This window comes from Pseudomonas sp. PDM17, from assembly GCF_014851985.1.
Lineage (GTDB): Bacteria > Pseudomonadota > Gammaproteobacteria > Pseudomonadales > Pseudomonadaceae > Pseudomonas.
On the sequence record NZ_JACVAT010000001.1, the window covers coordinates 1,199,831 to 1,210,454 of the forward strand.

General features: G+C 63.8%; 12 protein-coding genes. 10 read left to right on the top strand and 2 right to left on the bottom strand.

What is annotated here, in order from left to right; translation table 11 throughout:
• The first annotated feature begins 12 nt into the window (after nucleotides 1-12).
• From tmk to IB256_RS05835, 4 genes are all read left to right on the top strand, one after another.
• Nucleotides 13-645 (top strand): dTMP kinase, encoded by a 633-nt coding sequence (tmk, locus tag IB256_RS05820; RefSeq protein ID WP_192401606.1) that lies wholly within the window; start codon nucleotides 13-15, stop codon nucleotides 643-645.
• Nucleotides 638-1,624 (top strand): DNA polymerase III subunit delta', encoded by a 987-nt coding sequence (locus IB256_RS05825; protein WP_192401607.1) that lies wholly within the window; start codon nucleotides 638-640, stop codon nucleotides 1,622-1,624. Before tmk ends, IB256_RS05825 begins: the two co-directional genes overlap by 8 nt.
• A 36-nt stretch (nucleotides 1,625-1,660) precedes the next feature.
• Complete coding sequence (locus IB256_RS05830; RefSeq protein WP_009621447.1) at nucleotides 1,661-2,017, top strand: PilZ domain-containing protein; 357 nt, start codon at nucleotides 1,661-1,663, stop codon at nucleotides 2,015-2,017.
• Nucleotides 2,018-2,091: 74 nt separating this feature from the next.
• Nucleotides 2,092-2,868 (top strand): TatD family hydrolase, encoded by a 777-nt coding sequence (locus tag IB256_RS05835; protein ID WP_192401608.1) that lies wholly within the window; start codon nucleotides 2,092-2,094, stop codon nucleotides 2,866-2,868.
• Nucleotides 2,869-3,148: 280 nt separating this feature from the next.
• Here IB256_RS05835 and IB256_RS05840 read toward each other — a convergent pair whose 3' ends face one another.
• Entirely contained in the window at nucleotides 3,149-4,282 is a 1,134-nt protein-coding gene (locus tag IB256_RS05840) for an aminotransferase class V-fold PLP-dependent enzyme (RefSeq protein WP_192401609.1), read from the bottom strand.
• 84 nt (nucleotides 4,283-4,366) lie between these two features.
• On the opposite strand from IB256_RS05840, the gene IB256_RS05845 reads away from it, so the two are divergent.
• From IB256_RS05845 to IB256_RS05865, 5 genes are all read left to right on the top strand, one after another.
• Entirely contained in the window at nucleotides 4,367-5,005 is a 639-nt protein-coding gene (locus IB256_RS05845) for a TetR/AcrR family transcriptional regulator (protein ID WP_045211585.1), read from the top strand.
• Nucleotides 5,006-5,099: 94 nt separating this feature from the next.
• The gene (locus IB256_RS05850) at nucleotides 5,100-6,068 is read left to right on the top strand and encodes a GTP 3',8-cyclase MoaA (RefSeq protein WP_192290700.1); all 969 of its coding nucleotides are present in this window, start codon (nucleotides 5,100-5,102) and stop codon (nucleotides 6,066-6,068) included.
• Between the two features lie 25 nt (nucleotides 6,069-6,093).
• Entirely contained in the window at nucleotides 6,094-6,987 is an 894-nt protein-coding gene (locus IB256_RS05855; protein WP_192401610.1) for a radical SAM protein, read from the top strand.
• Nucleotides 6,988-7,051: 64 nt separating this feature from the next.
• Nucleotides 7,052-7,663: a DUF4823 domain-containing protein gene (locus IB256_RS05860; RefSeq protein WP_192290696.1), complete on the top strand. Its 612-nt coding sequence runs from the start codon at nucleotides 7,052-7,054 to the stop codon at nucleotides 7,661-7,663.
• Nucleotides 7,660-8,238: a DUF1285 domain-containing protein gene (locus IB256_RS05865; protein ID WP_192290694.1), complete on the top strand. Its 579-nt coding sequence runs from the start codon at nucleotides 7,660-7,662 to the stop codon at nucleotides 8,236-8,238. Before IB256_RS05860 ends, IB256_RS05865 begins: the two co-directional genes overlap by 4 nt.
• Nucleotides 8,239-8,345: 107 nt before the next feature.
• Here the strand turns inward: IB256_RS05865 and IB256_RS05870 are convergent, their stop codons facing one another.
• A complete protein-coding gene (locus tag IB256_RS05870) occupies nucleotides 8,346-10,085 on the bottom strand; it encodes an electron transfer flavoprotein-ubiquinone oxidoreductase (protein WP_225601601.1) in 1,740 nt (579 codons plus the stop codon).
• Nucleotides 10,086-10,344: 259 nt separating this feature from the next.
• Between IB256_RS05870 and IB256_RS05875 the strand changes: the two genes are divergently transcribed.
• On the top strand, nucleotides 10,345-10,624 hold a 280-nt coding region (locus IB256_RS05875), incomplete at its 3' end, for an electron transfer flavoprotein subunit beta/FixA family protein (RefSeq protein ID WP_412547952.1).

Below are 10,624 nucleotides of genomic sequence, written 5' to 3' on the forward strand. Positions count from 1 at the left end.
GGAGTGAGCCGAGTGACCGGCCTGTTCATCACCCTGGAAGGCCCCGAAGGCGCGGGCAAGAGCACCAACCGCGAGTACCTGGCCGAGCGCCTGCGCGAGCGCGGCATCGAGGTCCAGCTGGCCCGCGAGCCCGGCGGCACGCCGCTGGCCGAGCGCATCCGCGAGCTGCTGCTGGATCCCAGCGATGAACGGATGGCGGTGGATACCGAGCTGCTGCTGGTCTTCGCTGCCCGTGCGCAGCACATAGCCCAGGTGATCCGTCCGGCACTCGAGCGCGGCGCCGTAGTGCTCTGCGATCGCTTCACCGACGCCACCTATGCCTACCAGGGCGGCGGTCGTGGTCTGCCGGTAGAGCGCATCGCGCAACTTGAAAGCTTCGTCCAGGGCAGCCTGCGCCCGGACCTGACCCTGGTCTTCGACCTGCCGGTGGAAATCGGCCTGTCCCGCGCCGCCGCCCGGGGGCGCCTGGATCGCTTCGAGCAGGAAGACCGCGCCTTCTTCGAGGCGGTGCGCAACACCTACCTGGGGCGCGCCCACGCCGAACCGGGGCGCTATCACGTCCTCGATGCCGCACAGTCGCTGGCCGAGGTTCAGCGCGACCTGGACAAGCTGCTGCCGGCCTTGCTGGAGCGCCTCAATGGCTGACATCTACCCCTGGCAGCAGGGCCTCTGGCAGCAGCTCAGCAGCCGTCCGCAACATGCCCATGCCTATCTGCTGCATGGCCCGGCCGGCATCGGCAAGCGTGTGCTGGCGGAAAACTTCGTGCATTTCCTGCTCTGCCAGCGCCCTGAAGGCGGCAAGGCCTGTGGTCAATGCAAGGCCTGCCAGTTGCTGGCGGCCGGCACCCATCCGGATTATTTCCTGCTGGAGCCGGAAGAGGCGGAGAAGCCGATCCGCGTCGATCAGGTCCGCGAACTGGTGAACTTCGTGGTGCAGACCGCGCAGCTCGGCGGTCGCAAGGTGGTACTGCTGGAGCCGGCCGAGGCGATGAACCTCAACGCCGCCAACGCGCTGCTCAAGAGTCTGGAAGAGCCCTCGGGCAATACCGTGCTGCTGCTGATCAGCCACCAGCCCAGCCGTCTGCTGCCGACCATCAAGAGCCGCTGCGTGCAGCAGGCCTGCCCGCAGCCGACGGCCGCGCAGGCTCGTGCCTGGCTGGCCAGTGCGCTGCCGGATGAGTCGCCGGAGGCGCTGGACGAGCTGCTGGTGCTGGCCGGTGGCTCGCCGCTGACTGCTCAGCGCCTGCAGGGCCAGGGGGTGCGCGAGCAGCGCGCTCAGGTGGTGGAGGGCGTGAAGAAGCTGCTCAAGCAGCAGGTTGCCCCAAGTCAGCTGGCGGAAAGCCTGAATGGCGTACCCTTGCCGCTGCTGTTCGACTGGTTCTGCGACTGGGCGCTTTTGATGCTGCGCTACCAGCTGGCCCGCGACGAAGAGGGCCTCGGGCTCGCGGACATGCGCAAGGTCGTGCAGTATCTCGCCGAGAAATCGACGCAGCCCAAGGTGCTGGCGATGCAGGACTGGCTGCTGTTGCAACGGCAGAAAGTCCTCAACAAAGCCAACCTCAACCGTGCCTTGCTTCTCGAAGCCTTGCTCGTACAGTGGGCAAGTCTGCCCGGGCCGGGCTAGAATCCGGCCATCGGAAAAATCTGCCAGGACAGCTGAATGAGCTTGCCACCAAATCTGGGTCCGCGTAACGGAATCCTGTCCCTGACCATCAAGGACAAATCCGTGCTGTATGCCGCCTACATGCCGTTCATCCGCAATGGCGGGCTGTTCATTCCGACCAACAAGACCTACAAGCTGGGTGATGAGGTCTTCATGCTGCTCAACCTGATGGATGAGCCGGAGAAGATCCCGGTCGCCGGCAAGGTGGTCTGGATCACTCCGAAGGGCGCCCAGGGTAACCGCGCCGCCGGTATTGGCGTGCAGTTCAACGATGGCGACAATACTGCGCGCAACAAGATCGAGACCTACCTCGCCGGTGCGTTGAAGTCGGACCGCCCGACCCATACCATGTAGAATTTGCAAGCTTTACAGGCTGCAACCACGAAGCGCCCGCATGGGCGCTTCGTCATTTTCCGGAGAGTGTTTTCATGCTGGTCGATTCCCACTGCCACCTCGATCGCCTCGATCTCGCCGTCCACGACGGTTCGCTGGATGCCGCGCTGGACGCCGCCCGCGCGCGCGGCGTCAGCCAGTTCCTGTGCATCGGCGTGAGCGCGGACAATGCCCGGGCAGTGAAGGATCTGGCCGATCGCTATGCCGACGTGCATTGCTCGGTGGGCGTCCACCCGCTGGACCTGGAGCCCGGCGCCGCGCCGGCGCTGGACTGGCTGCTGGGCGAGCTGAACCACCCGCGCGTGGTGGCCATTGGCGAGACCGGCCTGGATTATCACTACGAGCCCGAAGCCGCCGAGTTGCAGCAGGAAGCCTTCCGCCTGCATCTGGAGGCCGCCAGGGTCACCGGCAAGCCGGTCATCGTGCATACCCGCGAAGCCCGCGCCGACACCCTGGCGCTGCTGCGCGAGGCAGCGCTGCCGCAGGCTGGCGTGCTGCACTGCTTCACCGAAGACTGGGAGATGGCCAAGGCGGCGCTGGATATCGGCTTCTATATCTCGCTGTCGGGCATCGTCACCTTCCGCAATGCCGAGCAGCTGCGCGAAGTGGCCCGCCAGGTGCCGGTGGATCGCCTGCTGGTGGAAACCGATTCGCCCTATCTCGCACCGGTGCCTCACCGCGGCAAGCCAAACCTGCCCGAGTACGTGCGCGAGGTCGCCGAGTACCTGGCCGTACTGCGTGGGGTGAGCTTCGAGACCCTGGCTGAGCAGACCACCGCCAACTTCCGCCGGTTGTTCCCGCTCGCTACCTGAGCGTCTTGAGGTGGAATTGTCTTGGCGCGGATACATTTCCTGCGCGCAAAAAAAACCCGGGTTCTGGGGGATGAATCCGGGTCAAGACCATTAGGAGTGTAACAATAAGGTACGCGATCCTCGGTACCTTCACCGGCGGGGCACTTGGGGGGAGATGCCGCGCACCGGTATCTACAAGTATTGGCCAAGATGCGGCGACTGCCACAGGGTGCCCGGTGTTTTTTAAACGGATTTGGAATACATCACACCGGGCTGAGCAGTTTTCTCGGTCGCGCCTGCGTCATTGCCCCGCCAGAGCCCCGATAAGCCCCAGGGTTTCCTCGATGACCGCCTCGCTGGTGTAGAAGTGTGGCGAGAAGCGGATACCCGCGCCACGCTGTATGCACACCACCTGTTCAGCGCGCAGGCGCTCCAGCAGACGGGTATTGTCCCAGCCGGCGAGGCTGAAGGTCAGGATGCCGGCGCGACGGGCCGGGTCCAGCGGGCTGTGCAGCGAGGCGCCGTCGATGCGGCCCAGGCCGTCGTACAGTTGCTGGACGCGCGCCCGCACCAGCTCACCCACCACTGGCATGCCGACTTCCTCGAGCAGGCTCAGGCTGGCCTCCAGCGCCACCGCGCCGAGCATATTCGGGCTGCCGCACTCGAAGCGCCGCGCACTGCGGGCCGGCTGCCAGTCGGCGAGGTCGTAGTTGCCGGCGTTTTCCAGCATGTGCCAGCCGTATTCCTGCAGCGCCAGTTGCTCGCGCTCGGCGGCGCGGCAATAGAACACTCCCAGGCCTTCCGGGCCGAGCATCCACTTGTGGCCGTCGGCCATGGCGAAGGCGCAGTCATAAGCCTGAACGTCGAAGGGCAGGGCGCCCAGTTGCTGGATGGCGTCGATGCAATACAGCACGCCGCGCTGGCGGCAGCCGGCGCCGAGGCGCTCCAGGTCCATGCGCAGGCCACTGGCGTATTGCACCGCGCTGATTGAGAGCAGGCGCGTGCGTGGGGTGCAGGCGGCCAGCAGGTCGCCTTCCGGGTCATCACCGTCCAGGCTCACCTGGATGACTTCCACGCCGCGCGGCTTCAGCGCTTCCCAGACGATACGGTTGGAGGGGAATTCCTGGTCGCTGATCACCACCTGGTCGCCGGCGCGCCAGTCCAGGCCGAAGGCGACGAACGACAGTGCCTCGGAGGTGTTCTTCACCAGTGCGATGTCGCCGGTGGTCTGGGCGTTCACCAGGCGCATCAGGCGCTCGCGCAGGCGCTTCTCGATGGTCAGCCACTGCGGGTAGTCGCGGGCGCCCTGCAGGATGTTCTCCTGAGCGAAGGCGGCAACGGCGTCTGCGGCACGCTTGGGCCAGGGGGCGACTGCCGCGTGATTCAGGTAGCGTAGGCCGGTTTGATGGGGAAACTCGGAAGAAAAGCTAATCATGTCGGATGATCCGTGCAATTTGGCGCTGAATAGGCATAATACGCGGCTTCGAATTTTGACTATTTTTGACCGAACAGTCTTTTTATGCAGAAAGAGCCGCGCAAGGTTCGCGAATTCCGTCGTCGCGAACAGGAAATCCTCGACACCGCCCTCAAGCTGTTCCTTGAGCAGGGCGAAGACAGTGTCACGGTCGAAATGATCGCCGATGCCGTGGGTATCGGCAAAGGCACCATCTACAAGCACTTCAAGTCCAAGGCGGAGATCTACCTGCGCCTGATGCTGGACTACGAGCGCGATCTGGCCGACCTGTTCCACTCCGAAGACGTCGCCCGCGACAAGGAGCGCCTGTCGCGCGCCTACTTCGAGTTCCGTATGCGCGACCCGCAGCGCTACCGCCTGTTCGACCGCCTGGAGGAAAAGGTGGTGAAGACCAGCCAGGTCCCGGAGATGGTCGAGGAGCTGCACAAGATCCGCGAATCCAACTTCGAGCGCCTGAGCCAGCTGATCAAGGAACGCATCGCGGCGGGCAAGCTGGAAGACGTGCCAGCCTACTTCCACTACTGCGCGGCCTGGGCGCTGGTGCATGGCGCCGTGGCGCTGTACCACTCGCCGTTCTGGCGCGAAGTGCTGGAGGACCAGGAGGGCTTCTTCCAGTTCCTCATGGACATCGGCGTGCGCATGGGCAACAAGCGCAAGCGCGACGGCGATACGCCGGCCGCCTGAGTCGCCATTCAGATGGCCCATCGTCGCAGTTGCGACAGGGCTTGCGGTGAGGGTGGGGATATACTTGCATGAGTGATTCCCACCGGAGCCGAGCATGATCGTCGACCGCCAGGGCAGGCGCTTCCGCAACCTGCGGGTCAGCCTGACCGCTGCATGCAACTACGCTTGCACCTACTGCGTGCCGGACGGCAAGCGCCTGATCGCCGCGCAGGACGAACTCTCCGCTGAATCGCTGGTGCGCGGCGTCGCCTACCTGATCGAGGCCGCCGGCATCGAGCGGCTGCGGGTCACCGGCGGCGAACCGCTGGTCAGCCCGAAACTGGATGCCTTCCTGCACGGCGTCAGCCGCCTCGGCCTGCGGGATATCGCCCTCACCACCAACGGCCAGTTGCTGTCGAAGAAGCTGCCGCTGTTGCTCGATTGCGGCATCCGCCGCCTCAATGTATCCCTCGATACCCTGGATGCCGAAGCCTTCCGGCGCATCGCCCGTGGCGGTGATCTTGCCACCGTGCTCAAGGGGCTCGACGAGGCTCGCGCTGCGGGCCTGAAGATCAAGCTCAACATGGTGCCCCTGCGCGGGCAGAACCTCGACCAGGCCGTGCCGTTGCTGGACTACTGCCTGGAGCACGGCTTCGAGCTGCGCTTCATCGAGCTGATGCGCATGGGGCATCTTGCCCACGATCCGAACGGCTTCCACCAGCAGTTCGTCAGCCTGCAGGAGCTGCTGGAACTGATCGGCGAACGACACTCCTACATCCAGGCCGATGCGCCGGTGGATGCCACGGCCATTCGCTACGAAGTGCCGGGGCAGGGCTTCTTTGGCGTGATCGCCAACGAGAGCGTGCCGTTCTGCCGGACCTGTTCGCGCCTGCGCCTGTCCTCCACCGGTTGGCTGCATGGCTGCCTGTCGTCGAGCAACCGTCATTACGTCGGCGACCTGCTGGAAAAGCCGCGCCACCAGGCGCTGCCGGCCCTGCAGCGGCTGCTGGTGCGCGCCCTGGCGGACAAGCAGGAAGTCGCCTTCTCCGGCGGCGTCACCATCATGAAGATCATCGGCGGCTGAGACCGCCCCCAGACCTGATTAGCCCATGCCCAACGAATTCCCCATTTCCTATATCGAACCGGTCTTCCGGCCGCCGAGCGAGGCGAACTCGCTCATTCTTCCGGTCACCAACGGTTGTTCGTGGAACCAGTGCGGCTTCTGCGAGATGTATACGCAACCGCAAAAGAAATTCCGCGCCCGTGACGAGTCCGAAGTGCTGGAGGAGATTCGCCGCTGTGGCGAGCGCCTGATCGTGCAGCGGGTGTTCCTCGCCGACGGCGATGCGCTGGTGCTGCCGACGCGGCGCCTGCTCAACATCCTCCGCGCGATCCGTGAGCACATGCCTGAGGTGGACCGCGTCTCCAGCTACTGCCTGCCGCGCAACCTGCGCAAGAAGTCGGTTGAGGAGCTGAAGGAACTGGCTGACGCCGGCCTGCGCATGGCCTATGTGGGCGCCGAGTCCGGCGACGACGAAGTGCTGGCGCGGGTGAACAAGGGCGAGACCTATGCCTCGACGCTCGATGCCCTGCGGAAGCTGGGCGAGGCGGGGATCACCCGCTCGGTGATGATCCTCAACGGCCTGGGCGGCAGCACGCTGAGTGCCCAGCATGCCGACAACTCGGCGCGCCTGATGAACGAAGCGCAACCGGAGTTCCTTTCCACTTTGGTTGTCAGCTTTCCCACCGGCGAAGAGCGCTACCGCGCCGGCTTCCCGGACTTCCAGCCATTGTCGCAGGCCGAGCTGTTCGTCGAGATCGAGCGTCTGCTGAGCGCGCTGGAGCTGCGCGACACAGTGTTCCGCAGCGATCATGCGTCCAACTACCTGGTACTCAAGGGCACCCTGGGTGCGGACAAGGCGAAATTGCTCGCTCAGGTGCGTCAGGCCATCGAGCAACCCCAGCGCGCGCATCTGCGCCAGGAATGGCAGCGCGGCCTGTGATGGCGCGGAAGCTGCATTGCCTGTCCGAATGCCGGTTTTTCGTCGCCGGCTCCGGAGACTTTGCATGCGCCAACTGATACTGATCCTTGCCTTCGCCGCCTTGAGCGGCTGCATGAGCCCCAATGACCTGGCCGACGGCACCGATTACTACCTGCGCGACGCGGGCTTCCTCGATCACAGCCAGACCCGTCGCACTTCGAACTGGCGCCTGCAGCAGGACTCCTTCATCTATATCGCCCAGGGCCCGTTCGTGCCGCCCGGCCATGCCTATGCGCGGCCCAACGTGGTGGCGGAGGAGGCGTTCAAGGGCTTCGTCCAGTACTTCCCGCTGGTGCGCCGGGCCAAGAGCCCGCTGGGGCTCGAGGGCGCCATGCAGGAGGCGCGCGCGGCAGGCGCCAATTATCTGCTGTATACGCGCTTCGCCCGTGGGGAGGACAATGCCGGAACCTACGAGCAGTACGAAGACACCGATAATGCCGTGGGCCGCGACCGCAGCGTGATCCAGGTAATGCTGATCGAGACCGACAACCGCTACTTGGTGGACAGTGCGACTATCCGCAGTCGCGGCGGTTTTCTGACATTCTATGACGCCAGCCCCGAGGACCTGATCGGGCGACCGCTGGAAGACTATGCCCGCAGCCTGCTGGGGGTGAAGACGCGAGAGGAGTACCAATGACAGATCCACAGACTCAAACGGACCGGGCCGGCAACCTGCTGGCGCAGATTCCCACCAGCAAGGACAAGGGGCTGCCGCCGGTACATCTGTGGAACCCCGATTGCTGCGGCGATATCGACATGCGCATCGCCCGCGACGGCACCTGGTACTACCTGGGCACGCCGATCGGCCGCAAGCCGATGGTGCGGCTGTTCTCCACCATCATCCGCCGCGATGGCGACGACTATTTCCTGGTCACCCCGGTGGAGAAGTGCGGGATATCCGTCGATGACGCGCCTTTCGTCGCGGTCACCCTGGCGGTCGAAGGGGAGGGGGAGCAGCAGGTGCTGCGCTTCACCACCAACGTCGAGGATGAAGTGGTAGCCGACGCCGCTCATCCGATCCGGGTTGAGCTGGACCCGCAGACTCAGGAGCCATCGCCCTATGTGCTGGTGCGGGTGAACCTGGAAGCGCTGATCCACCGCAACGTGTTCTACCAGCTGGTGGAACTGGCGGTTCCCCGCGAGATCGACGGTGTTGACTGGCTGGGCGTCTGGAGTTCCGGGGAGTTCTTTCCTATTGCGCCGCAGCCGTGACCTGACGGTCTGAGCGCGGCCGGTAGTTCGATTTCGGCTTCGCTACAACTTTTTCGAACTTGCAAAAAAGGCTCCCGAGGGAGCCTTTTTCGTTACCGCCAACTCAATTACATGTTGGGGTAGTTCGGACCGCCAGTGCCCTCGGGGGCAACCCAGGTGATGTTCTGGGCCGGGTCCTTGATGTCGCAGGTCTTGCAGTGCACGCAGTTCTGGGCGTTGATCTGGAAGCGCTTGCTGCCGTCGTCGTTGCTCACCACTTCGTACACGCCAGCCGGGCAGTAACGCTGCGCGGGCTCGTCGTAGAGCGGCAGGTTCTTCGCGATCGGGGTGTTCGGGTCGGTCAGCTTCAGGTGGATCGGCTGGTCTTCCTCGTGGTTGGTGTTGGACAGGAACACCGAGGACAGCTTGTCGAAGCTGATTTTGCCGTCCGGCTTCGGATAGTCGATCTTCGGTGCTTCGCTGGCCTTCTTCAGGGTCGCGTAGTCCGGAGTCGTATCGTGCAGGGTGAACGGAATCTTGCCGCCGAAGATGTTCTGGTCGATGAAGTTGAACGCACCGCCACCGATGGCGCCGAACTTGTGCATCGCCGCGCCGAAGTTACGGCTGCGGAACAGCTCGTCGTACAGCCAGCTGCCCTTGAAGGCATCGACGTAGTTGTTCAGCACGTCGCCGCCTTCGCGGCCGGCGAACAGGGCTTCGGCCACGGAGTCGGCGGCCAGCATGCCGGACTTCATGGCGGTGTGGCTGCCCTTGATCTTGGCGAAGTTCAGGGTGCCGAGGTCGCAACCGATCAGTGCGCCGCCCGGGAAGACCATCTTCGGCAGCGAGTTCAGGCCGCCCTTGCAGATGGCGCGAGCGCCGTAGGCCACGCGCTTGCCGCCTTCCAGGTACTGCTTGATCACCGGGTGGTGCTTGTAGCGCTGGAATTCGTCGAACGGCGACAGGTGCGGGTTGGTGTAGGACAGGTCGATGATCAGACCGACCACCACCTGGTTGTTCTCCAGGTGGTAAAGGAAGGAGCCGCCCGGGTTGTCATCGTTCAGCGGCCAGCCGGCGGTGTGCACCACCAGGCCCTGCTCGTGCTTGGACGGGTCGATGTCCCAGATTTCCTTGATGCCGATGCCGTAGTGCTGGGCGTCGGCTTCGCTGTCGAGCTTGTACTTCTTGATCAGTTGTTTGCCGATGTGGCCACGGCAGCCTTCGGCGAACAGGGTGTACTTGGCGCGCAGTTCCATGCCCGGGGTGTAGTAACCCTCTTTCGGATTGCCTTCGCGGTCGACGCCCAGGTCACCGGTGACAATGCCGCGCACCACGCCATTCTCGTCGATCAGCGCTTCCTGGGCGGCGAAGCCCGGGTAGATCTCGACGCCCAGGCCTTCGGCCTGCTGGGCCAGCCAGCGGCACAGGTTGCCCAGGGAGATGATGTAGTTGCCTTCGTTGTGCATGGTCTTGGGCACGAAGAAGTTCGGCACCTTGGCCGCCGCTTCCGGGCTCTTCAGCACATAGATGTCGTCGCGCTTGACGGGGGTATTGAGCGGCGCTTCGAGTTCCTTCCAGTTGGGGAACAGCTCGTTCAGCGCGCGGGGCTCGAACACGGCGCCCGAGAGGATGTGGGCGCCCACTTCGGAACCCTTCTCGACCACACAGACGCTGATTTCCTGACCCGCGTCGGCGGCCTTCTGTTTCAGTCGGCATGCGGCGGACAGACCGGCAGGGCCGGCGCCGACGATGACGACGTCGAATTCCATAAATTCGCGTTCCACTATCGATCTCTCCTGAATCAAGGCTCTGGGTATTTTGTAGGTATTGGGATGGGCGTGCCCCCACCCAGTAAGAGCGGGGCGCATTATAGCTAGACCTGTTGCTATATCTAAACCCTTTATCGAACGCAATACAAACGTTTGTTTGAATCGCGTGTAACCCTGATAGAATCGGGGTCCGCGGCTTATGAAGGGGTATTTTCGTGTATTGACCCGCCCGGTCGATGCAGTCAAGATACCTGCGGTTTTGCGGTCGCGTTGCGCTGGATGTAGTCGCAGATGGCGTGCACTACCGGCCAGGCCTGTCTGGCGACATTCCTATTCACCGGAGAAAAACGAGGAATCCATGAAGGTTCTTGTAGCTGTCAAACGAGTGGTTGACTATAACGTCAAGGTCCGCGTCAAGGCGGACAACTCCGGCGTCGATCTCGCCAACGTCAAGATGTCCATGAACCCCTTCTGCGAAATCGCCGTGGAAGAGGCCGTACGCCTGAAAGAGAAAGGCGTCGTCACCGAGATCGTTGCGGTCTCCGTCGGCCCGACCGCTGCCCAGGAGCAACTGCGTACCGCGCTGGCTCTGGGTGCTGATCGCGCCATCCTCGTTGAAACCAACGAAGAACTGAGCT

What these genes read in the sequence shown, in the direction of transcription:
- IB256_RS05825 (WP_192401607.1), top strand. Translation starts at nt 638, where the DNA reads ATGGCTGACATCTACCCCTGGCAGCAGGGCCTCTGGCAGCAGCTCAGC.
- IB256_RS05830 (WP_009621447.1), top strand. Translation starts at nt 1,661, where the DNA reads ATGAGCTTGCCACCAAATCTGGGTCCGCGTAACGGAATCCTGTCCCTG.
- IB256_RS05835 (WP_192401608.1), top strand. Translation starts at nt 2,092, where the DNA reads ATGCTGGTCGATTCCCACTGCCACCTCGATCGCCTCGATCTCGCCGTC.
- IB256_RS05840 (WP_192401609.1), bottom strand. Translation starts at nt 4,282, where the DNA reads ATGATTAGCTTTTCTTCCGAGTTTCCCCATCAAACCGGCCTACGCTAC.
- IB256_RS05845 (WP_045211585.1), top strand. Translation starts at nt 4,367, where the DNA reads ATGCAGAAAGAGCCGCGCAAGGTTCGCGAATTCCGTCGTCGCGAACAG.
- IB256_RS05850 (WP_192290700.1), top strand. Translation starts at nt 5,100, where the DNA reads ATGATCGTCGACCGCCAGGGCAGGCGCTTCCGCAACCTGCGGGTCAGC.
- IB256_RS05855 (WP_192401610.1), top strand. Translation starts at nt 6,094, where the DNA reads ATGCCCAACGAATTCCCCATTTCCTATATCGAACCGGTCTTCCGGCCG.
- IB256_RS05860 (WP_192290696.1), top strand. Translation starts at nt 7,052, where the DNA reads ATGCGCCAACTGATACTGATCCTTGCCTTCGCCGCCTTGAGCGGCTGC.
- IB256_RS05865 (WP_192290694.1), top strand. Translation starts at nt 7,660, where the DNA reads ATGACAGATCCACAGACTCAAACGGACCGGGCCGGCAACCTGCTGGCG.
- IB256_RS05870 (WP_225601601.1), bottom strand. Translation starts at nt 10,085, where the DNA reads ATGCGCCCCGCTCTTACTGGGTGGGGGCACGCCCATCCCAATACCTAC.